This window comes from Bradyrhizobium arachidis, assembly GCF_024758505.1.
Taxonomy (GTDB): Bacteria; Pseudomonadota; Alphaproteobacteria; order Rhizobiales; family Xanthobacteraceae; genus Bradyrhizobium; species Bradyrhizobium manausense_C.
Genome location: NZ_CP077970.1, coordinates 6,950,844 through 6,969,353, shown reverse-complemented (window position 1 = coordinate 6,969,353; position 18,510 = coordinate 6,950,844). Strand labels below are relative to the sequence as shown.

Genomic DNA, 18,510 nt, shown 5'->3' with positions numbered 1-18,510 from the left:
GGCGATTTTCAAAACCAGGTCGGCTGCCATGTGCACCCCCTTGAGTTGCAAATCAGGAGAATCATACGCCTTACGTCGGTGGCTGCAATCCGGATCTGCCCACCTGGCTTGCGCTCAATGCCGCCGGCCGTCCCTGTCGAGCGCGCTCCTTAAGCGGCAGTCGGGGTGCTTTAACCTCGTTATCAATTTTCGGATGGCTCAAGTTCCGTCGTGATCAGGTAAGCCGCTGGGTTTCGGAGGGCTGAGCCGTGCCAATCTATCGGTTGCTACAAAACCTGCCGATGGGCCCGGAAGAGATCAATCGCATCACCACGGCCTATGAACTGGCCTTGCGCGGGATCGGTATTGTCGACCGCAAGGACCCCTTAGCCGAGATGCTCGCGAAGAAGATAATCGAGATCGCCCAAACGGGGGTGAAAGATCCCGCGCAAATTTCCGATATGGCGATCAAAGAACTGGGCGTCTAGCAAGGCCGATGGTGGGCCTAGATTAGCCGGCGGCAGGGACAATTCAGATGACGCTGGGGCTCCACCGAACCGCAGGCTATGCCCGCTTTGCGGCAAGCTGATGAAGCGCGTCGCCGACGAGGCCGGGCAGTGGCGCGCCGAGGCTGGGCGCTGTGCGCATGCTGCGACGGGATCGATCCGCTCCAAGATCCAGCGGTACGGAGATGGGCGGAAAGCTCTGAGAGGCCGCCGGTCGCTCGAGCAGCCTAGAAGGGGGACCCGAAGTGCCTCGGAGTCCGGGTCCCCGCAACCGCAACAGCATGTGAGCGCGCTGCGACCTAGGTCGCCGGCATCGGTTAGAACCCGGAATAGTAGTCGTTCACGGCTCGCGCCCGTCCCGGGTCGTCCCAATTCCAATCGTTGTCATTGCCGTACTTTGGCGCGCCCTCGAGCCGGTCGGCGGTGAGATTGGTTCGGTACCCGCCAAGGCTCGTGTCGTACTTCAACGACTGCCATGGCAGGGGGTAGTGATCGTCTCCGATGCCCAAGAAGCCGCCGAAGCCGAGAACCGCGTACGACACCTGGCCGCTGACCTTGTCGATCATGACGCGCTCGATCGAGCCGATCTTTTGGGCGTCGGCGCCATAGACGGTGGTGCCTTCGACCTTGTCGCTACCGATCAGCGTTCCTGTTTCACGCCTTTCCATTTCCATTGTCATTCTCCTCCACGAAAGATTGATGCAAGACAAGTGAGATCGGCAGGTGCTCGTTCCTCCGCTTTCCCGGCGCATGCGGCCACTGATCCATTTTGCCGCACCGGCGCGAGCTCCTCGCCGACACCGCCGTCCACGCTCCAATGTTCGATGCCGAAGCCACCCTGCTGCGAATGTTTCCGAGTTTTCTCGCTTCGCCGAAAGTCGACGATCATCGCAGGGAGAACCTGGGAACGTTCCGCCCTCCGGCGGGATTGGTTTGTGTTTGGAGCGCCGAAAATGAATAGCCCCGACCAGGATGTCCTTTATCGCGCGATCGTGGACGCTCGACGAATTCTCAGTGAGGATCGACTGGGCTCTTTGGATCTTGTACAGACCTTGCGGCGCCTGCAGGCCGTACTCGACAGCGACGAGCTGGTGCACGCTCTCGACCGCTCGAACCATCATCCGGTTTCTCGACTAGAGCGCTAAAACGATCTATGCCGCGGTGCGAAAGGTCCAGGTCCGCGCCGGCGTTTCAAGCGGGCCAGCCTGAGGCCGTTCTAGGCGCGACGCATTCTGAGTCTATTGCCAAATCCGAGCCGGGATGTAGATTCCTAGAGATTTCTTAACATTGTTGAATTCGACGCCCGAGCGATTGCGTTACGATAGTTCTTTCTTCTGGGGGTCCCCCATGTTCGATCCTGCTACCACCGCGATTTTGCGCGCGGTCCTGGACGAAGTCTGCGAAAGCGTTTCCCAGGCCGAGACCGGCGCCCGTACCCACGTGGCTTCGAAAATCCTGGAAGCCGCGACCAGAGGCGACACGTCACCGGAGCAGCTCAAGCAGGTCGGGCGCCAAGCTCTCTCGCAAGCGCCAACCATGTGGCGCTGACCGGCCGGGGGGCGGGGTGAATTTTCAGGTCACGGTACTGAAGATCCTGGTGGCCTGTCCCGACGGTTTCGCCTTTCTGTCCGACCTCAAGCGCGACATGGCCATCCTGGCGACCAGCGGTCGGGACTGGGCCGACCGCACCAAGCGGCTGGCTGCGCGCGTGCCGGACCTCGACATCTTCTCGCAAACCCTAGTCGAGCGCGAAAACGGCGGCTGGAAGATCACCGCCCAGGGACGCTCCGTCCTCGAATTCATGGAAACGCGCCCCCTAGTCGACATAGAGACGGTGCCGGCCGAGAGAGTGGATGCCCCGGTGCCTCTGCTGCCGCAGCCTGCCGAGCGGGCGAAGCGGCGGAGCGAACGTCGCGAGCGTCGGCGCGAGGCGCGCGAACGGGGCGCAAGGGCGGCGTGCCGGCGGAGCGGGTGCTGAACGCGATGCCGCGTACCTCCGCCAAAAAGGCAACGGTCGTTTGGAAGTGCAGCCTTGCGAATGCACGATCTCGTTCTTGAACATACGTCATGGGAGTGTCCCCAAATCGGGGACACCATTTCAGCACGGCGCCGCGAAGCAATATCCTGCGGCATCTTTGCTGTTCGGGATGACCTGCCATGCAGGCGGTCGCGGGCGCGGTGATCGAAGGCTATGAGCACCGCGATCTCGTCGAGGCGATCTTTCGCAAAACGGTTGCCTATGAGCCGGCCGGCGATTGGCCACTCATCGCGGATACAAAGACGGTCCTGGATTTTGGCGGCGGCGCCGGGCTGCATTACAAGGTGGCGCGACAGCAAACGGTCGACGTCCGATGGGCGGTGGTCGAGACGCCGACCATGGTGCGGCGTGCCAGCGAACTCGCCACTGATCGACTGAGGTTCTTTGATAGCCTCAAAGAGGCTGCTGATTGGCTCGGTGCAGTGGATCTGATGCACTCAAACGGAGCCATCCAGTACGTTCCTAATGCGATCGAGACCTTCAGGGGCCTGTGCGCCGCACAGCCGGCAAGGATGGTTTGGTATCGAGTGCCGATTGGTGAGGCTGACGCCGAACCAGAGGTCCAGACCTCCTATCTCAGCGACAACGGGCCTGGGTCGTTGGGAATCGCAAAGGACAAGCTCGTCAAATACACCAGGCGCCGCATTTCCAGGCAAGCCTTTGTCGCAGCTCACGAGGGCTACCGGATCGTTGAGTGCGGATCTGATCCGCGCGAGCGCGGTACTCAGCAATTTCGATTTGTCCGCGCCTAGAGGTTTTTGATGCTTGACCGCGCTCTCACCTTTGATCGTTCTCAAGATGTGTCCAAGCTAGTTGCGGCATGCCGCGCTTGCGCGGAATCGTGTCGCGCCATGGCCGGTTAACGTGTTGGGGTAAGCTCATGCTGGAAGAGAAGCTCAAGGAGGCGATCATTGACGAGCTGAAATATCAGGCCTCCGTCGATCCGAAAGGCCTGCAGATCCGTGTCTCCGAGAAGTTGATTGTCAATGGCAATATTGATCTCGATGAACTGGTTATGGTGATCGCCGGATCGGTTGCGGGCGGTCCTTAGCACTCGCCGTCCGCCATGCGCGGACGGCGAATGCTAATCGGGTCGCGGCCAACTTCAACGAGATGGTTGCTTTGCGGCAGGACCGCTCTTGCCCCCCGGAAGCCCCTTGATGTTGGATGAGTCTTGCTGCTGCACGGTTGGGTTATGCTGACTTGCGCCGACCGTTCCCTTCTGCACTGCTGGGCCGTTCTTGTTACCGGACGCCCCGCTAATCCCAGCGCCGGAATTATGTGCGCTGGGCGCTGTTGCGGGGTTGCTTGCGGTGGAGCTTGGCTCTCCGGGCGGACGAGCAGCCGCCCCGGGCTTTTCTTGATCTCCGACGAAGCCGGACGCTCCCGAGTTTTGGGTTTTCATGCCCTTGTCGGCCTCGGTCTGTAGGTTCTGTCCAGTGGTCTGTTGGGCGTTCACGGGAAAGCTGGCGACCGTTGCGATCACGAGCGCTGTAAGAACTGAAACCCGCATAAGCGTTCTCCATTGACGAATTCTCCCTCAGATTGAAAATAAACAGAGCAGTCGACACGCCGTTCCAAATTTGCGTCTCGCCAACACGCGTTGTGGAAGCACCCGCAATGAGCTGATCGCGCTGAGCTTGATTACGTCAATGTGTCTTGCGTATCGCCCTGGTCGCAGCGGCGCCTCGCTTAGGATTCCGCGGTGCCTTCTAGAACGGGCGGCGGCGGCGGCGCCGGGCAGTCAGCGCTGACGATAGGTTTGTCTCTGAGCTGCGGCCCGGAAACCGCACGCGTCGCGTGAGGCGACGCAGCCACCACATCATGATTGCGACGGGCAGCCAGATCAGACAGGCAAGAGGAAGCGAAACCCACGGTCCATGAGGCGCCAGTTGCCAGACCGTGGCGGCGAAGCACAGGAGCGCAACGCTCCCCAATGCGGCGCCAGCGGCATCCAAAGCTGCGGCTTGTCTGCCTCTCTCCCCGCCAGGCAGGCCCTTGCGCTCCTTTCGTTTGCGCTCGTTCCTTTCGATAAGCGTGGTGCTCGCACAAAGGATCGCAGGAAAGGCAAGCATCAGTCCTCCAATGGAGGGGCCGAATGCGTCAGCGACCAAGCCCGCAATCAAGGTCGCAAAACCACCGAGTACATAGCGCACGACGTAATCGTACCAGCGATCTTGGGCGAGCGCGGTTAGCTTAGCTGTGACGATCATAGCGCTATCCGATCAGCAATTTTTCGCTCCCGAAGGCAACAGCGGCCCAAAACGCGAGGGCGAAGATGCTTGCAGCGCTGGCGGACCATTTGAGCCGCATGAGTGTTTGGCAGACGACAAAGCTGTAGGCACACAGTGCCACTGCTCCAAGCATCATGGAGGCACACTCGGCGCTGACATAGGTCGCGTCATGTCGCCAGAAGCCCAGAGCGAGTGTGGCGAGCGCGACCGAGGGGGCGGCACCAAAGAGGCCGGCGAAGCTCTTAGGCCGCAATATATCGCCAACCACGGCGAATATTGATACGATTGCGCCTCCAATCATGAAGCGAAAAGCATAGTCCACCGACAGCTTCCGTTGGTTTTTCACTTTTGACTTTGCGCGCATCGGCGTATGGCGCCGCGACGCCGTGTGACACAACAAGCCGCTGAGATCGCAGTTCCTATCAGGCCTAGGGTTCGCGGCTGCGAGATGGCAGATGATCGTCTGCCTTTCGAAGCCTCCTGCCGTCCGACGAGCGCGTCAGAGCTTCTGAGGGGCAAGCGAGGTCCCGCGCGGGAACGCCGTCGTGAACGCGGCGTTTTATTTGTCTGTAGACCGATCTTCCGGGTTGCCATGGCGGTTTCTGTTCGCCCTACCAGCGCTGATGTTGCGATTGCCAGGCTTGTCGCCGGCCATGCCAACCCCACGATTGAGGCGTGGGCCAATATCGCGACGTGGGGTGCAGACGAGCACGTCCTGTGTGGCTTGGCGCTCGGATGGTGGTTGTGGACCCGCCGGCAAGATCGAACGCTGCGCTGCGCCGGCGATCATATTCTCGTCACGACGCTTGCTGCCTCACTACTACCTCATGCACTCAAGACGGAGTTCGACCAGGAACGGCCGGATCGGCTGACCGTCGCGGGGCATCTGCGGGGCGTGCCCTATTCCGGCAATCAAGAGGACGCCTTTCCTTCCGGCCATGCGATTCATATCGGAGCGCTGGCGAGTGCAGCATGCGAGCTTCCGAGCAAGCAGCGCAATATCGTCTGGGCCATCGGGGCCGCGCTGGCGTCGACCCGGATCGTGCTTCTCGCGCATTGGACGAGCGACGTGCTGACCGGGCTCGTAGTCGGCGTCGGCCTTGAGCGCTTGTTGCGGCCGCTCACGGGCTTTGGAAAGAAGCGGTGAGGGGATCATGGGCGTCTTGCTCACTCCTGTCGGTGCGAACGCCGCGCACGTCTGCATCGACATGCAGCGCCTGTTCGCGCCCGGCGCGCCCTGGGCCACGCCGTGGTTGGAGCGTGTGCTCCCACAGATTAGATGCTTGGTGCTGCAGGCGCGCGAGCGGACGGTTTTTACCCGGTTTATTCCGCCGCGTTCTGCTGACGATGCGCCTGGCGCGTGGAAGGCGCTTTACCGCAAATGGGAGTGCGTCACGCGCGATCGGCTTGATCCGATCTATCTGGAGCTTGTGGATGATCTCAGCGCCTTTGTGCCACCTGCTTCAGTATTTGATCGGGGCACCTATTGCGCGTTTGCCAATGGTCGGCTGCACTGGTTTTTGCAGGAACGTCACGTCGACACTGTGATCGTGAGCGGTGGGGAGACCGATGTCTGCGTCCTCTCGACTGTGCTTGCCGCGGTCGATCTTGGGTATCGTGTTATTCTCGCGGAGGATGCGCTGTGCAGTCAGTCGGACCAGAGTCATGATGCGCTTATCAGCCTCTACACCGACCGCTTCAGCCAGCAGATTGAGGTCGCCTCGACCGCGAGCATCCTTGCGCTGTGGCCGCAGGCCTGAACGGGCCCGGCCGTTGGCCGACATCTTCCGAAATCGTGCTTCCGCGCAGCGCGCTTTTGCGCGAGTCGGGGTGAGGTTTCAGTGCCCGGGTTCGCGAGAGGTTAGAGCGTGTCGGGCGTTTTGAGTTCGTGTTGAACCATCGCTTCGCGGAGCTGCCGCTCGGCTTCAAGCCAAAACTCCTGTTCACGCCCTTGCGGCTTGCCGGCTTCCTCCCATAATTCGTGGGCTCGCTTACGAACATCTTGTTCGGGCAGATCTGGCATAAGCTTTTCCCCTCGTAAATCAGGCCGCGCGGCGCTTTCGGGTCCGGGCGGCTTTCTTGGCCGATCGCGAGCGGGCTGCCGCGGGACGCTCGGCAGAAGCCTTTCCGCCGAGACGGCCGCCTTTACGGGAGGGCGAATGATCTTCCGTCTTACCGCGCCCCGATCCACTTTTCTTTCCCCCGTGGGTCTCCTTGTTGACCGTGGCCCAGGCACGCCGTTCGGCTTCCTTGCGGGGTATGCCTCGATGCTCGTAGCCTTCTTCGATGTGCTCGGCCTGACGTTTTTGCTTGCTCGTATAGCTGGATTTGTCTCCACGCGGCATTGCGTTCTCCCATGAATGAGCTGCATCAAATCAACCGTCGTTCCAATCGGGAAGTTCCAAAGCGGCGGGGCGGGTTGCACTGCTATGGGCGTTGCTCCAGTTTGGAACCGACGCGCGCGCCTAACAAAGGTTAGTTGCAGTTTCGGGAAAATCTGGCAGTCTTCTGCAAAAGCGCAAAAGAGGGGGCTTGAAATGACACATGATCAGTTCTTGGAGGGGCGCCTGCAAGTTATTCGCACGTTGGCCGCCGCTGCTGATCCATTTATCAAGCGTCGGCTTCTCGACCTTGCAAAGACGTATGAGCGCAAAATCGCCGGGCTGGGGTCGTCACCTCCGAAGCGCCAAGCGCCGACCGGTCAACGCATTGCAGGTTTGGACGCCTGAGCGCTGACATGCGAGCGGACAACCCCAGGCAACGCCGAGCGTTGTCTTTGAGCATGCCATCCCGGCGCATATGATGGCGATCGATGGCACATGGCGTCGGGCCTGTGTGGTCAAAGCCGTATCGGATCTCGGTTGAGGACTCCATTCAGGGGCTTGCCTTGAACGAGTTCTTCTTGCTGCTGTCGTCCGCGGGGCTTGCCTACCGTCGCTGCCAGCTCGAGGTGGTCAATGGCAACGAGGTGGGGGTTAGCTTCTTGCGCCAGCGCGACAAGCGCAAGAGATCGTCGGAGAGTCCCGAGAAGCTCGTCTGAGGTGGATTGGCAGCAACTCGGCCATTGGCCGAATTCTTCCATAATTTTCCATCTGCGAATCCGGGCGAAGGTCGATGTCAGTTTCTGCTTGTGCAGAGTTAGGCTCGCTTACACTCAGAGTTCTGCACCATCCTGTTTGCCGAAGCGCTCGCAACGGTGCGCCCGCTGCGTTTGACGGCGTCGTCGCATTACGACAAGTAAACCGAATGATCTAGGAACGTTCCTGTGGAGACCTACGACTTCCGATGCACTCGCTCTCTCGAACGCCGAGCAGGCACCCCTAGCCAGTCATCATCCTCGAAGCGCATTCAGCTTGTTGAGCTCTTCGAACGAGCAGCTCTCTAGCTGTGCCTGACGGTCGCTTCGCTGCGGCGTCTTTGAAGCACTGGGCTTCTTCAACAAGGCACTCGTGAAATGTCTTTGTGTTTGATGCGGCGACGCATTGCATGTCGTAACATCCGTCGAAGGATGAAGACCAAGACCTCGGCACAGATTGGGTTGTGGTTGCGCCTCGATCCCGGACGGCGAAATTCTTTGCTTCGCCTGAACTCCGTCCCCAACAATTGTTAGGTCGACATTCGCTCTCGTTCGAGCGCCAAGAGTACACTTTTGTACTTAATTTCGTGGCGCGGATGGGCGTCGCGTTCGAGCTGTGGCGGTAGGCCGCACTAGCTGCCTCGCGCGGCTCCATCGAGGGTAGGAACCATTCAATTCGCCGTGGGTTCGCCTCGAAACATCATAAGAATGTCCAAGAGGAAACGATGACACAATCTGTGGAGGAGCTGAGGCGCGAGTCAGAGCGCAGCCGCGCGCAGCTGGCGGCGACGGTCGACCAGCTCAGAGAACAATTAGCGGGTACCGCCGAGGACATCCGTCACAAGGTATCACCTGAACATATCAAGTCGGAGGTCTCGGAATACGTCAGCCATAAGACCCAAAGTTGGATCGATTCCCTCAAGGAACGAGTACTGGAGAATCCTCTGCAGGCAGTAGCCGCGGGCGCCGCCGTGGCGGTCCCTTTGATGCGGCTGATGCGTGGTGCCCCCCTACCACTTCTTATGATCGGTGCAGGCCTTGCACTGACGTCAAGAACGGTTCGAACCGGCATCCAGGATGCGACGTCTCCCATCAGAGAAAACGCAGATGCCTCGCTGGAAGGCGTGGCGGAGCGCGCGCGGGGCTTGCGGGACCAAGCAAGTGACGTCCTGTCTTCGGTTGAAAGCAGGACCGCTGAGGCGACGAGCGCCGCGCGGGATGCTGCCGGCGCTCTCAAGGGAAAAGCCCAGCAAGCGTTCGACACCGTAACGGGCAAGCTCTCAGGCGGCGCTGATTCTGCTCAGGACAAGATAGCCGAAGCAGCCACGACCGCGAGGGAATCCGCAGCGGGGGCCAGCGAACAGGCGACACGCAAGGCCAAGCAGGTTGTTAGTGACAACGCTGCTCTGATTGGAGGGCTGGGCATCGCAATCGGAGCGGTCTTGGCCGCGGCTCTGCCAGCCACGCGGGCCGAATCCAAGGTCATGGGACAAGCGAGTGATCGCGTGAGGGAAGCGGCCAGTGAGGCGACGGAGACAGGCGTTGAAACCGCCAAGGAAGCTGTCATTTCCGCAGCCGACGCCGCGGCCAAGAGCGTAAGCGGCGCGGATCTCGGCAAGCACGCCAGCCGAATGACTGAAGGGCTCGCCGACAGGCTGAAAGAGGCTGCCGACGACATCGTGGCGGCAGCATTCAATCCGACGAAAGACCAGAAGTGAGGCTGTGATGAGCGATCTGAATCCATCTGAAAAGCATCCGTCCCAAGATCAAGACGCCTCTCTTGCGGAAAAGCTCAAGAGCCAGGTTGGCGGGGCTGGAGCTGAAATGAGGCATCGCGCCGAAGAGGCACTACGAGCCTCGGTCGATACAGCGCGGGACAAGGCCAAAGAAGCTGCGGATGCCGCAAAGGGTGTAGCATCCGGCGCTCTAGACCAAGTTCAGGACCAAGCTCAACAGAAACAATACTCCGGTGCGGACTTCATTCAGCGCTTCTCGGATGACATCAGAGAGGCCGCGCGTGCTTTTGAAATCGACGCACCCTTCGCAACCAAAGGCATCAATTCGGCCGCCGATTACGTCCAAGGGGCGGGGGAGAAAATCCGCGACGGCAACTTCCGCGACCTCGTCGATAACGCGACAGATTTCGCGAAGCGGCAACCTGCGGCGTTTCTCGGGCTTTCTGTTCTAGCCGGCTTCGCGGCAGTTCGATTCTTAAGAGCGACCGAGGGCGGCGCTTCATCCTCCAAACGAAGGACAGGCGAGCACGGGTCAGGCGAGACGGAGGCTGGGGCCGGCGGGCCATCAGCATCTCGAGAGCGGCAATCGACCGAAGCATCGCCAAGTTTCACGGAGTGAAACCAGGCAGGCCTTCTCAATAAATGCAGCGAGCCGACATGAGCATCCAGGACGATATAAAGACCACTCAACAGGACCTTCGGTCCTCATCGAAGCTCTTCGGTGACGCACTGTCGCAATTCTCCAAGTTGCTTCAGAACGAGATCGATCTCGCCAAGGCCGAGTTGAGCGAGAAGGCGCAGATCATGGGCGTCGCATTCGGGCTGATCGCGGGTGGAGCTATTCTGGTCGTCCCCGCGCTCGTGATGTTGCTCCTCGCCCTATCGTCCACGTTGGTGTCGGCCGGCTGGTCGCAGCCCGTCTCGCACCTGACGTCCGCCATCTTAGCGGCCGTCATCGCCGGCCTGTTGTTTGCGATTGGTATCAATCGGCTCGACGCACGGAAGCTAGCCCCACATGAGACCATACGACAATTCGAAAAAGACAGGGATACTGTGAAGGGAATGGTGCGATGAGCAACACGAAGACTGGCTTTGTCGACAGTCTGATGGAATCCGCAAAGGAAAATCCGCTGGCCGCGATACTGGTCGGCGGTGGTGCTCTTTGGCTGCTGGCCGGCAACGAGGGTGTCAAAAGAGCGGCAAGATCAGCGACGGCCGCAGCGACCCCAGTCGTAGATGCCGTGCAATCGGCCGGAACCATATTTGAGCGCTCGCCTCCAACGGCTCCCGACATGAACGAGGATGAAGTGTCTTTCGACGTGGGAGCGGCCGTTCGGAGGGCGGGCACGCGAGCGTCCGACGCGATGTCAGAGGCGGCTGGCAAGGCGAAAGAACGGCTCGACGAGGGTATCTCATCTGCACGGGACGCTCTCCCTGGGAAGCAATCCTTCGAGAAGGCGCAGTCGTCGCTCGCCGACGCGTTAGAACGGCAACCTCTTTTGATTGGCGTCGTCGGTTTGGCGATAGGCGCGGCCGTTGCGGGTGTATTTCGCAGGTCGCATCTCGAAGACGACCTGATGGGGCAATTCAGCGATCAGGTAAAGGCGGATCTCGGAACGCGAACTGAGGCCGTTACCCAGAGTCTACGTGAGGCCTCGGACACTCTAAAGGCCGAACTAGGTGATCTAGGCGAGGAGGCCTTGGATCGCGCAAAGCAAGCTGGTCTCGACGCCATGGATGCGGCTCGCCAGGCAACTCGGGCTCCATAACATTCGAGTGGCTTTCTGGTGCTGTGCCGTCAGTCCACGCTCATGGCGGAAAGCCGGGTATCGTGACGCAGAGCCCGAGGCCTCCACGATGCCTCGTCGAATGCAGCTAGTGGCGATGTGGCTGCCCGACCACGATGGGAGCAGCACCATCAGCCAACCTTACAGGGGATAGCGAGAACCGATGAACAGCGGCGGACGAACGAGTTCTGGATTTCATCGGCCCATCCACGTCGTCTCTCGGCTATTGGCGCTTAAGTACAGACTTATCGTAGCGTCACGCGATCGAAAATGCGAGCGCTCTTGTCGCTCGATCGCATTAAGTGGCCGTCAGCATTAGGCCTCGAACGAGAGCGGAACGCCGTCCGACACCCGCACAAAGATGATCTCACTTACGCCGCGAACCGGTCCGGCAAGCTGCCTTGGAGTTCGCCCAGTAGCCGCTGCTCCCGCTCGATCCGGCTTTGGTAAAGCTGGCGTTCGCTCTCGGTTTTGGCGCCCACCAGCAGCAGGCGATAGTGTCCGATGACCTTTTCGCTGCAGCGGATGAGGAGGTCGCGGACGTCGCTCATCGCTCGGCCCCTATCGTTGCGGAATCCGACTGGCCTTTCGGTAGCGTGAAAGCGACGGGGAAGGTGTCGGCGACCAGGGCATCCAGCGCGGTCTGCTCCTCGGCGAGGCGTCTTTCGATAAATTGACGTTCCAGTTCCGACAGCCTCGTCCGAAGCAGCCGTCGATAGCGGTCGATGTTGTTGCGGTGCGCACGAATGCGGGCCAGATCTTCGTCGAGCATCGTCGTCACTCCTGACGGTCTTCACAGTCCTTTTCGGTGTTAAGAAAATCGGGAAAGACAAATTCCCGATGCAAAAATATCCGGCGGCGAGTGGCTGTCAAGGCCCTCATTGCCTCCGGCCCTTAGGGAAGGCTCGGTGCCACCACGCTGCAATTTTTTTTGGCCGACCTCTTGAAACCACTTCTCGTTTTTCTAATTTATTTTTCGCCGCGAGAGCGGTGTGCCGGGCGCTTTCACGGGTCCGGCGCGGGCGCCGGGCCGGGTTTCAGACCCGCTCTGACCCTGCCTTGCGCTCCTTGTATCCATCTTGCTCTTTGGAGGACTTGGCTATGAGGACCACCTTTGACTTCGCGCCCCTGTGGCGCTCCACCATCGGCTTCGACCACCTCGCCGACCTCGTCGACAGCACGCTGCGCCAGGCGAGTGAAGACCACTATCCCCCGTACAACATTGAACGCTCCGGCGAAGACCACTACCGGATCTCGCTCGCTGTCGCCGGCTTCGGCGCCGACGACATCACTGTGACGGCCGAGCAGAACGCCCTCACCATCGAGGGCAGGAAGCCCGAGAAGGCGAGCGGCGAGTACCTGTACCAAGGCATCGCCGCGCGTCCGTTCCGCCGCGTGTTCAACCTGGCCGACTACGTCCAAGTGAAGGAGGCGGCTTTCCGCGACGGACTGCTGATCATCGATCTCGTCCGCGAGGTGCCGGAAGCCATGAAGCCGCGCCGCATCCAGATCGGAAGCGGCGCCTCTCCCGCCTCTCAGATCGAGCAGCAGAAGGCGGCCTGACGTCTGGTCGAGGTCCGACGAAGGAACGCGGCGCGCACAAGCGCAGCCGCGCTCCGTGTCGCAGGCAAAAAAGGAGAACCACCATGGCAGTTCGTGATCTAATTCCCTGGTCGAGAAACCAGGAACTCGCGCCCGCGCGCGGCACCCACGATCCGTTCATGACGCTTCATCGCGAAATGAACCGACTGTTCGACGATGTCTTCCGCGGCTTCGGCGGGACGGGCCTGTCGCCGCTCATGGAAGGGCACTTCGGCTGGCCCAAGATCGAGCTCAGCGAGACCGACGAGGCGCTGACGATCTCGGCCGAGCTCCCCGGCATGACGGAAAAGGACGTCCAGATCGAAATCGCAAACGGGGTGCTGACCATCCGCGGCGAGAAGAAGAGCGAGCGCAAGGACGAAGGCAGATACTTTACCGAGCGCCACTACGGCTCGTTCCAGCGGCAGATCGCGCTTCAGGACGTCGAGGAGGACAAGGCCGAGGCCTCATTCAAAAACGGCGTCCTGTCGATCTCGCTCCCGAAGTCCGTGAACCCGCGAGCGGGCGTCAAGCGTATCGCAATCAACACGCAGTAGGAGACCATCACGGGCGGCGGTCTCCGCCGCCCGACCCCACCGAAATCCGTCCCGAGGAAAGGAGCGTAAAGGGAGGCAATCGATGACCAATGCCAATACGAACACCGGCAATCTCAATCCCATCTTCCACCCGGCCGCGCACTATGCGTCCCCAGAGGACGTCCTGAACGACAACGAGCTCTCGGTATCGGAAAAGCGGATCATCCTGTCGTCATGGGCATCCGACATGTTCGCCGTCGAATCCTGTCCCGCGCTGCGCGACATCCCCGGCATGGGCCGCACCATCCGGCTCGCTGACATCCTGGCCGCGTTGCGCAAGCTCGATGGCGAGGACGACGATCCACCTCCGGGCGGCGGGATACCGATGCGGTTGCGGCGGCCTTGGGCCGCCGCGCTCCGGAAGGCGCCAGGATGTCCTCGCAGGCCGTTCTGACGATGGTGCTCCTGGGCAACGTCGCGGCGGCATGGACCGTCCCCTTCCTCGTCCTGATGGGGGGCCGCCAGCAAGCGAGGTGCGTGCCGGGCGATTGGCACGCTGACGCTAATCCCGCGTCGGCGCAGCGCGGCCTCGAGCTTTTCCTTCTGCTTTTCCCAGGCCCTCTTAGCCTGATACCTCGCGGCTTACACCAGACCGCTTTGTCGATCTCCTTCTTGTCGCCGATCCTCAGGCGGCCGGATACATTCCCCTCTCCTGAAAGCGTGAACCGAAAGCGGCAGGAACTTCCCCCGGCGCGATGAATTGCCTTCAAAACCAGGGAGAAACCCCATGATCCGCAAGCCCTTACTCGTGGCACTAGCATGCATTGCAATGTCCGCACCTTCGTTCGCCCAGGGCGGGGGTGGTGGTGCAGGAAGCGGCGCTGGCGCAGCGGCCAGCTCCGGAGCGGGCACCGGGACCTCGTCCAGCAGCGCAACTGGCGGCTCGTCGGCACCGTCCGGCATGGGCACGCACGGCAGCTCCACGGGTGCTCATACCAACCTCTCTCCGACAAATCCGAATGTTCAGCCGCCGACACCGAACGGGACTTCGTCGAGCGGCACAGCAGCTGCCCCGTCCTCCACGCAGAGCAGCACCACGACCGGCGCTAACGTCAATTCAAACGTTCAGCCTCCAACGCAGAATGGCAAGTCGCCCGCTGCCGCCCAGGCGGACCGGAATGCTGGCGTCGGCCACTCCGCCAATGGCTTGCCGATCGGCAGTCCGGGCACCGGCACCAGCAACGAAGACCAGAAGTAGGTTAGCTTCGCCTTCATCAAAGGCCCGCCCGCGGCGGGCTTTTTTGACGCCCCGAGGGAGTGGTGGAATACCTGGAATCGGCCATATGACCCGTTTCGGGCGGAGAAGGTTTGACCCCGGGTTCTCTCCCTCCGCCATCTCGATTTTCGAACCTCCTCCCCGCGATATCCAAAGCACCCTTTTGCTGCTGATTTGGCTCGCCTTTTTGCGGCGGAGCGTACTCAGACGGTCAGGCGTGTAGAGCACTGTGTCACCGTCCGGCATGACGACTTCGAGTATCTGGGCCGGCCGTACAAATCCCTTTCCTCGGTGGCCTCTGAGATCACCGGCACGAAATGGAATGGCTGGGTCTTCTTTGGCCTTAAGAGGTCGCAGCCCGGCAAATGACCCTCCGTAACAGACCAAAGCGCGCTGGCAGTCCGTTCGGAAGTTCGGGCCATAGCGGAGGGAGAGAAACCGGGTTCGAACCTTCTCCGGAGGCCCGTATCAGCCGAGGCTCACATGCACGGAAAAGCCAAGTGAAACCAATATGTTAATTCGATTTTGGCGAAACCGTCACCCTAATCGAGGCTAAGTAAGGCCCATGGGGAACCGGGGATGCCGATTCCTCGTTTTGTCGTAATGACAAAAAGGCCCTCCACAGCAGATCCTATGGACGTCCAGCCGGTGCGTCCTTGGGCCGTTCAGCCGATCACTGAGGTTCTGAGCCCCGGCAAGCGGCGGTCCAACCCGAAAGCCCTCAGTTCGGTCGCTGCTGATCAATTACGACGGGGCGCTTTGAGAAAGCAGCGCTCCTTGCTGGCTAACACCGACCAGAAGCGCAAACCGTCAAAGAACGTTCGCGCTGAGTGACGAGCGCGAGCATCCTCGAATGCAGAAGTTTTTCAAAATCCTTCGCGGCTTTGTCTTGTATGCCGGGCAGGCCGGCTTATTTCCGGAGCGGTTAGCACTCGCTAGCTTCGACTGCTATTTCATCCAAGATAAAAGCGACTAGAAAATAGGAGGACTGCATGAAATTCCGTCCGCTTCACGACCGCGTCGTGGTCAAGCGCATCGACGCAGAAGAGAAGACCGCTGGCGGCATCATCATTCCCGACACTGCCAAGGAAAAGCCCTCCCAGGGCGAAGTCGTCGCCGTCGGCCCCGGTGGCCGCGACGAAGCCGGCAAGCTGATCCCGATCGATCTGAAGGTCGGTGACCGTGTGCTGTTCGGCAAGTGGTCCGGCACCGAAGTCAAGATCGACAACGTCGACCTGCTGATCATGAAGGAAAGCGACATCATGGGCGTGCTCGACGTCCCCGCTTCCAAGAAGAAAGCCGCCTAATCCAACGCCCGCACCGCTCACCCCTGAGGAGCGCCTGCCGGGCGCCTCGCCAAAGGTGAGCAAGGGTGAGACAGAACCAAGTACTCAGGGAAACCCATTATGTCAGCCAAAGAAGTCAAATTCGGCGTCGATGCGCGCGACCGCATGCTGCGCGGTGTCGACATCCTCCACAATGCGGTGAAAGTGACGCTCGGCCCGAAGGGCCGCAACGTCGTGCTCGACAAGTCGTTCGGCGCTCCCCGCATCACCAAGGACGGCGTCACCGTCGCCAAGGAGATCGAGCTCGACGACAAGTTCGAGAACATGGGCGCGCAGATGGTGCGCGAAGTCGCCTCCAAGTCCGCAGATGCGGCCGGTGACGGCACCACCACCGCGACCGTGCTCGCCGCCGCGATCGTCCGCGAAGGCGCCAAGGCGGTTGCCGCCGGCATGAACCCGATGGATCTGAAGCGCGGTATCGACATGGCTGTGGAAGCCGTGGTCGCCGACCTCGTCAAGAACTCCAAGAAGGTCACCTCAAACGACGAGATCGCCCAGGTCGGCACGATTTCGGCCAACGGCGACGCGGAGATCGGCAAGTTCATCTCCGACGCCATGAAGAAGGTCGGCAACGAGGGTGTCATCACCGTCGAGGAAGCCAAGTCGCTCGAGACCGAGCTGGAAGTTGTCGAGGGCATGCAGTTCGACCGCGGCTATATCTCGCCCTACTTCGTCACCAACGCCGACAAGATGCGCGTTGAGATGGACGACGCCTACGTCCTCATCAATGAGAAAAAGCTATCTCAGTTGAATGAATTGCTTCCCTTGTTAGAAGCCGTGGTGCAGAGCGGCAAGCCGCTTTTGATTATCGCCGAAGACGTCGAAGGCGAAGCGCTTGCCACGCTCGTCGTCAACCGTCTGCGCGGCGGCCTGAAGGTCGCGGCGGTGAAGGCTCCCGGCTTCGGTGATCGCCGTAAGGCCATGCTGCAGGACATCGCGATCCTGACGGGTGGTCAGTGCATCTCCGAAGATCTCGGCATCAAGCTCGAGAACGTCACGCTCAACATGCTCGGTCGCGCCAAGAAGGTGATGATTGACAAGGAGAACACCACGATCGTCAGCGGCGCCGGCAAGAAGGCCGACATCGAGGCTCGCGTGGCGCAGATGAAGGCGCAGATTGAGGAGACCACCTCGGACTACGACCGTGAGAAGCTCCAGGAGCGTCTCGCCAAGCTCGCGGGCGGCGTCGCGGTGATCCGCGTCGGCGGCGCGACCGAGGTCGAGGTGAAGGAGCGCAAGGATCGCGTTGATGACGCGATGCATGCGACCCGCGCGGCCGTCGAGGAAGGCATTTTGCCGGGCGGCGGCGTTGCACTGCTGCGTGCCTCCGAGCACCTCAAGGGCATTCGCACCAAAAATGACGACCAGAAGACCGGCGTCGAGATCGTGCGCAAGGCGTTGTCTTACCCGGCCCGCCAGATCGCAATCAACGCGGGCGAGGACGGCTCGGTCATCGTCGGCAAGATCCTCGAAAAGGATCAGTACGCCTACGGCTTCGACTCCCAGACTGGCGAATACGTCAACCTGGTCTCCAAGGGCATCATCGATCCGACCAAGGTAGTTCGTGTGGCGATCCAGAACGCGGCGTCCGTCGCGGCGCTCCTGATCACCACCGAAGCCATGGTGGCCGAAGTGCCGAAGAAGAACACCGGTGCGGGCGGCGTGCCTCCGGGCGGAGGCGGCATGGGTGGTATGGACTTCTAAGTCCGATGTTCAGAGATCAACAATAAGAAGGCTCGGCAGCGATGCCGAGCCTCTGCTGATTTCCTGGCGGTCAGCCGGAGTCCAACACTGGCGCACCGAGGACTATCTCCCGTCAGCGCGGAAGGCGCGCAATTCGGACATGTTGTCGTGTCGACCGCTGAGTCTCGCGGCGAGCCACCAAGCGGCCTTGTCGATATCAAGGCGCAGCCTTTAGGCGAGATCAATAGGAGTTAACTACCGTTCCGGCTAAGCTACCGGCTCGACCGTCGACGGACGGACGGACGAAATTCAGAGTATATGAGATCTAGTCGATGAGCGGCTCGGCTCGCCGATGATAGCCGCCAATTCGAATACCTTTCGCCTCAGGTCCTCCACCTTAGGAGCTAAAAGGAGATCCTGCCGATCCGCCATGGACAGAATGGCCTTTAGCACCTGGTCTGAATGCTGAGCCAAAACCACGAGGTGTCTGCCGCAGGGTGCATATCGTCCTAAAATCCAATTTTTGACCGTACGCTCATTCGCACCCGTCCAACCCGCCACCAACTTTGCACGCGAGTTGCGATCCCTAAGCTCCGACGTCAATGCCGATGCAATTTTCATCGCGAACGCATGATCGTCAACGCCGAAATCCGAACTGCCGTCTCCGCTCTTTTTTGGAAAGGACTTACCGCCTTCTGGAAAGGACTTACCCTTTTTTGGAAACGACATTCC

Annotated in this window: 27 protein-coding genes and 2 pseudogenes; 20 read left to right on the top strand and 9 right to left on the bottom strand. The window is 60.6% G+C overall.

Annotation, left to right across the window (positions count from 1 at the left end; genetic code table 11):
- Positions 1-248 precede the first annotated feature (248 nt).
- Entirely contained in the window at positions 249-467 is a 219-nt protein-coding gene (locus KUF59_RS32355; protein ID WP_258767427.1) for a hypothetical protein, read from the top strand.
- Between the two features lie 335 nt (positions 468-802).
- Here KUF59_RS32355 and KUF59_RS32350 read toward each other — a convergent pair whose 3' ends face one another.
- Entirely contained in the window at positions 803-1,159 is a 357-nt protein-coding gene (locus tag KUF59_RS32350; protein ID WP_212458681.1) for a PRC-barrel domain-containing protein, read from the bottom strand.
- A gap of 279 nt (positions 1,160-1,438) precedes the next feature.
- Here KUF59_RS32350 and KUF59_RS32345 point away from each other — a divergent pair, with 279 nt between their 5' ends.
- The 5 genes from KUF59_RS32345 to KUF59_RS32325 all read left to right on the top strand — a co-directional run bounded on the left by KUF59_RS32345 (position 1,439) and on the right by KUF59_RS32325 (position 3,574).
- Positions 1,439-1,630 (top strand): hypothetical protein, encoded by a 192-nt coding sequence (locus KUF59_RS32345; protein ID WP_212458680.1) that lies wholly within the window; start codon positions 1,439-1,441, stop codon positions 1,628-1,630.
- A gap of 202 nt (positions 1,631-1,832) precedes the next feature.
- Complete coding sequence (locus tag KUF59_RS32340) at positions 1,833-2,033, top strand: hypothetical protein (RefSeq protein ID WP_212458679.1); 201 nt, start codon at positions 1,833-1,835, stop codon at positions 2,031-2,033.
- Positions 2,034-2,049: 16 nt separating this feature from the next.
- Positions 2,050-2,463, top strand: coding sequence for a hypothetical protein (locus KUF59_RS32335; RefSeq protein ID WP_212462890.1), 414 nt, complete (start codon positions 2,050-2,052; stop codon positions 2,461-2,463).
- Between the two features lie 179 nt (positions 2,464-2,642).
- On the top strand, positions 2,643-3,275 hold the full coding sequence (locus tag KUF59_RS32330) for a class I SAM-dependent methyltransferase (RefSeq protein WP_212462888.1): 633 nt from the start codon (positions 2,643-2,645) through the stop codon (positions 3,273-3,275).
- A 128-nt stretch (positions 3,276-3,403) separates the two neighbouring features.
- On the top strand, positions 3,404-3,574 hold the full coding sequence (locus tag KUF59_RS32325; RefSeq protein WP_212462887.1) for a hypothetical protein: 171 nt from the start codon (positions 3,404-3,406) through the stop codon (positions 3,572-3,574).
- A gap of 661 nt (positions 3,575-4,235) precedes the next feature.
- On the opposite strand, the gene KUF59_RS32315 is transcribed toward KUF59_RS32325, so the two are convergent.
- Both KUF59_RS32315 and KUF59_RS32310 read right to left on the bottom strand, forming a co-directional pair.
- Complete coding sequence (locus tag KUF59_RS32315) at positions 4,236-4,736, bottom strand: DUF3147 family protein (protein WP_212462886.1); 501 nt, start codon at positions 4,734-4,736, stop codon at positions 4,236-4,238.
- A 4-nt stretch (positions 4,737-4,740) separates the two neighbouring features.
- Positions 4,741-5,121: a hypothetical protein gene (locus KUF59_RS32310; protein WP_212462885.1), complete on the bottom strand. Its 381-nt coding sequence runs from the start codon at positions 5,119-5,121 to the stop codon at positions 4,741-4,743.
- Positions 5,122-5,205: 84 nt separating this feature from the next.
- Between KUF59_RS32310 and KUF59_RS32305 the strand changes: the two genes are divergently transcribed.
- Both KUF59_RS32305 and KUF59_RS32300 read left to right on the top strand, forming a co-directional pair.
- Positions 5,206-5,904, top strand: coding sequence for a phosphatase PAP2 family protein (locus tag KUF59_RS32305; RefSeq protein WP_309500882.1), 699 nt, complete (start codon positions 5,206-5,208; stop codon positions 5,902-5,904).
- A gap of 7 nt (positions 5,905-5,911) precedes the next feature.
- The gene (locus KUF59_RS32300; protein ID WP_212462884.1) at positions 5,912-6,517 is read left to right on the top strand and encodes a cysteine hydrolase family protein; all 606 of its coding nucleotides are present in this window, start codon (positions 5,912-5,914) and stop codon (positions 6,515-6,517) included.
- Positions 6,518-6,618: 101 nt separating this feature from the next.
- Here the strand turns inward: KUF59_RS32300 and KUF59_RS32295 are convergent, their stop codons facing one another.
- The gene (locus tag KUF59_RS32295) at positions 6,619-6,780 is read right to left on the bottom strand and encodes a DUF2934 domain-containing protein (protein ID WP_212462883.1); all 162 of its coding nucleotides are present in this window, start codon (positions 6,778-6,780) and stop codon (positions 6,619-6,621) included.
- A gap of 19 nt (positions 6,781-6,799) precedes the next feature.
- The gene (locus KUF59_RS32290; protein WP_212462882.1) at positions 6,800-7,102 is read right to left on the bottom strand and encodes a plasmid stabilization protein; all 303 of its coding nucleotides are present in this window, start codon (positions 7,100-7,102) and stop codon (positions 6,800-6,802) included.
- Positions 7,103-7,294: 192 nt separating this feature from the next.
- Here KUF59_RS32290 and KUF59_RS32285 point away from each other — a divergent pair, with 192 nt between their 5' ends.
- The 6 genes and pseudogenes from KUF59_RS32285 (at position 7,295) to KUF59_RS32260 (ending at position 11,338) form a co-directional block, all read left to right on the top strand.
- Positions 7,295-7,486 carry a hypothetical protein gene (locus KUF59_RS32285; RefSeq protein ID WP_212462891.1) on the top strand — a complete coding sequence of 64 codons (192 nt, stop codon included), beginning with the start codon at positions 7,295-7,297 and terminating at the stop codon, positions 7,484-7,486.
- Positions 7,487-7,556: 70 nt separating this feature from the next.
- Positions 7,557-7,797: pseudogene (locus KUF59_RS32280) on the top strand (PilZ domain-containing protein).
- Between the two features lie 761 nt (positions 7,798-8,558).
- Positions 8,559-9,551 (top strand): DUF3618 domain-containing protein, encoded by a 993-nt coding sequence (locus KUF59_RS32275; protein ID WP_258767426.1) that lies wholly within the window; start codon positions 8,559-8,561, stop codon positions 9,549-9,551.
- Positions 9,552-9,558: 7 nt separating this feature from the next.
- The gene (locus tag KUF59_RS32270; RefSeq protein ID WP_212462880.1) at positions 9,559-10,188 is read left to right on the top strand and encodes a hypothetical protein; all 630 of its coding nucleotides are present in this window, start codon (positions 9,559-9,561) and stop codon (positions 10,186-10,188) included.
- A 38-nt stretch (positions 10,189-10,226) separates the two neighbouring features.
- Positions 10,227-10,643, top strand: coding sequence for a phage holin family protein (locus KUF59_RS32265; protein WP_212462879.1), 417 nt, complete (start codon positions 10,227-10,229; stop codon positions 10,641-10,643).
- A complete protein-coding gene (locus tag KUF59_RS32260) occupies positions 10,640-11,338 on the top strand; it encodes a hypothetical protein (RefSeq protein ID WP_212462878.1) in 699 nt (232 codons plus the stop codon). Before KUF59_RS32265 ends, KUF59_RS32260 begins: the two co-directional genes overlap by 4 nt.
- 389 nt (positions 11,339-11,727) lie before the next feature.
- On the opposite strand, the gene KUF59_RS32255 is transcribed toward KUF59_RS32260, so the two are convergent.
- Positions 11,728-11,907 carry a hypothetical protein gene (locus KUF59_RS32255; protein ID WP_212462877.1) on the bottom strand — a complete coding sequence of 60 codons (180 nt, stop codon included), beginning with the start codon at positions 11,905-11,907 and terminating at the stop codon, positions 11,728-11,730.
- Positions 11,904-12,128 carry a hypothetical protein gene (locus KUF59_RS32250; RefSeq protein ID WP_212462876.1) on the bottom strand — a complete coding sequence of 75 codons (225 nt, stop codon included), beginning with the start codon at positions 12,126-12,128 and terminating at the stop codon, positions 11,904-11,906. The genes KUF59_RS32255 and KUF59_RS32250 overlap by 4 nt, the downstream gene beginning before the upstream one ends.
- A gap of 329 nt (positions 12,129-12,457) precedes the next feature.
- On the opposite strand from KUF59_RS32250, the gene KUF59_RS32245 reads away from it, so the two are divergent.
- From KUF59_RS32245 to KUF59_RS32235, 3 genes are all read left to right on the top strand, one after another.
- Positions 12,458-12,919 carry an Hsp20 family protein gene (locus KUF59_RS32245; protein WP_212462875.1) on the top strand — a complete coding sequence of 154 codons (462 nt, stop codon included), beginning with the start codon at positions 12,458-12,460 and terminating at the stop codon, positions 12,917-12,919.
- An 83-nt stretch (positions 12,920-13,002) separates the two neighbouring features.
- Positions 13,003-13,494, top strand: a complete 492-nt coding sequence (locus KUF59_RS32240) for an Hsp20/alpha crystallin family protein (RefSeq protein ID WP_212462874.1) — start codon at positions 13,003-13,005, stop codon at positions 13,492-13,494.
- A gap of 82 nt (positions 13,495-13,576) precedes the next feature.
- Positions 13,577-13,927: a hypothetical protein gene (locus KUF59_RS32235; protein ID WP_212462873.1), complete on the top strand. Its 351-nt coding sequence runs from the start codon at positions 13,577-13,579 to the stop codon at positions 13,925-13,927.
- A gap of 165 nt (positions 13,928-14,092) precedes the next feature.
- On the opposite strand, the pseudogene KUF59_RS44120 reads toward KUF59_RS32235, so the two are convergent.
- Positions 14,093-14,168 (bottom strand): annotated as a pseudogene (locus KUF59_RS44120) (NUDIX hydrolase); the annotation flags it as partial.
- Between the two features lie 755 nt (positions 14,169-14,923).
- Here KUF59_RS44120 and KUF59_RS32230 point away from each other — a divergent pair.
- The 3 genes from KUF59_RS32230 to groL all read left to right on the top strand — a co-directional run bounded on the left by KUF59_RS32230 (position 14,924) and on the right by groL (position 17,799).
- On the top strand, positions 14,924-15,118 hold the full coding sequence (locus tag KUF59_RS32230) for a DUF2924 domain-containing protein (protein ID WP_249141235.1): 195 nt from the start codon (positions 14,924-14,926) through the stop codon (positions 15,116-15,118).
- 623 nt (positions 15,119-15,741) lie between these two features.
- Positions 15,742-16,056, top strand: coding sequence for a co-chaperone GroES (locus tag KUF59_RS32225; RefSeq protein ID WP_008139213.1), 315 nt, complete (start codon positions 15,742-15,744; stop codon positions 16,054-16,056).
- 99 nt (positions 16,057-16,155) lie between these two features.
- Positions 16,156-17,799: a chaperonin GroEL gene (groL, locus tag KUF59_RS32220; RefSeq protein ID WP_258767425.1), complete on the top strand. Its 1,644-nt coding sequence runs from the start codon at positions 16,156-16,158 to the stop codon at positions 17,797-17,799.
- 288 nt (positions 17,800-18,087) lie between these two features.
- On the opposite strand, the gene KUF59_RS32215 is transcribed toward groL, so the two are convergent.
- A complete protein-coding gene (locus tag KUF59_RS32215) occupies positions 18,088-18,507 on the bottom strand; it encodes a hypothetical protein (RefSeq protein WP_258767424.1) in 420 nt (139 codons plus the stop codon).
- Positions 18,508-18,510: the final 3 nt, after the last annotated feature.

Bases quoted from the DNA above. Each gene is read 5' to 3' on its own strand.
- KUF59_RS32350 (WP_212458681.1), bottom strand. From the start codon at position 1,159: ATGGAAATGGAAAGGCGTGAAACAGGAACGCTGATCGGTAGCGACAAG.
- KUF59_RS32285 (WP_212462891.1), top strand. From the start codon at position 7,295: ATGACACATGATCAGTTCTTGGAGGGGCGCCTGCAAGTTATTCGCACG.
- KUF59_RS32255 (WP_212462877.1), bottom strand. From the start codon at position 11,907: ATGAGCGACGTCCGCGACCTCCTCATCCGCTGCAGCGAAAAGGTCATC.
- KUF59_RS32295 (WP_212462883.1), bottom strand. From the start codon at position 6,780: ATGCCAGATCTGCCCGAACAAGATGTTCGTAAGCGAGCCCACGAATTA.
- KUF59_RS32240 (WP_212462874.1), top strand. From the start codon at position 13,003: ATGGCAGTTCGTGATCTAATTCCCTGGTCGAGAAACCAGGAACTCGCG.
- KUF59_RS32265 (WP_212462879.1), top strand. From the start codon at position 10,227: ATGAGCATCCAGGACGATATAAAGACCACTCAACAGGACCTTCGGTCC.
- KUF59_RS32260 (WP_212462878.1), top strand. From the start codon at position 10,640: ATGAGCAACACGAAGACTGGCTTTGTCGACAGTCTGATGGAATCCGCA.
- KUF59_RS32250 (WP_212462876.1), bottom strand. From the start codon at position 12,128: ATGCTCGACGAAGATCTGGCCCGCATTCGTGCGCACCGCAACAACATC.
- KUF59_RS32215 (WP_258767424.1), bottom strand. From the start codon at position 18,507: ATGTCGTTTCCAAAAAAGGGTAAGTCCTTTCCAGAAGGCGGTAAGTCC.
- KUF59_RS32225 (WP_008139213.1), top strand. From the start codon at position 15,742: ATGAAATTCCGTCCGCTTCACGACCGCGTCGTGGTCAAGCGCATCGAC.
- KUF59_RS32315 (WP_212462886.1), bottom strand. From the start codon at position 4,736: ATGATCGTCACAGCTAAGCTAACCGCGCTCGCCCAAGATCGCTGGTAC.
- KUF59_RS32325 (WP_212462887.1), top strand. From the start codon at position 3,404: ATGCTGGAAGAGAAGCTCAAGGAGGCGATCATTGACGAGCTGAAATAT.
- KUF59_RS32235 (WP_212462873.1), top strand. From the start codon at position 13,577: ATGACCAATGCCAATACGAACACCGGCAATCTCAATCCCATCTTCCAC.
- KUF59_RS32245 (WP_212462875.1), top strand. From the start codon at position 12,458: ATGAGGACCACCTTTGACTTCGCGCCCCTGTGGCGCTCCACCATCGGC.
- KUF59_RS32270 (WP_212462880.1), top strand. From the start codon at position 9,559: ATGAGCGATCTGAATCCATCTGAAAAGCATCCGTCCCAAGATCAAGAC.
- KUF59_RS32340 (WP_212458679.1), top strand. From the start codon at position 1,833: ATGTTCGATCCTGCTACCACCGCGATTTTGCGCGCGGTCCTGGACGAA.
- KUF59_RS32275 (WP_258767426.1), top strand. From the start codon at position 8,559: ATGACACAATCTGTGGAGGAGCTGAGGCGCGAGTCAGAGCGCAGCCGC.
- KUF59_RS32300 (WP_212462884.1), top strand. From the start codon at position 5,912: ATGGGCGTCTTGCTCACTCCTGTCGGTGCGAACGCCGCGCACGTCTGC.
- KUF59_RS32310 (WP_212462885.1), bottom strand. From the start codon at position 5,121: ATGCGCGCAAAGTCAAAAGTGAAAAACCAACGGAAGCTGTCGGTGGAC.
- KUF59_RS32305 (WP_309500882.1), top strand. From the start codon at position 5,206: ATGGCAGATGATCGTCTGCCTTTCGAAGCCTCCTGCCGTCCGACGAGC.
- groL (WP_258767425.1), top strand. From the start codon at position 16,156: ATGTCAGCCAAAGAAGTCAAATTCGGCGTCGATGCGCGCGACCGCATG.
- KUF59_RS32330 (WP_212462888.1), top strand. From the start codon at position 2,643: ATGCAGGCGGTCGCGGGCGCGGTGATCGAAGGCTATGAGCACCGCGAT.
- KUF59_RS32290 (WP_212462882.1), bottom strand. From the start codon at position 7,102: ATGCCGCGTGGAGACAAATCCAGCTATACGAGCAAGCAAAAACGTCAG.
- KUF59_RS32345 (WP_212458680.1), top strand. From the start codon at position 1,439: ATGAATAGCCCCGACCAGGATGTCCTTTATCGCGCGATCGTGGACGCT.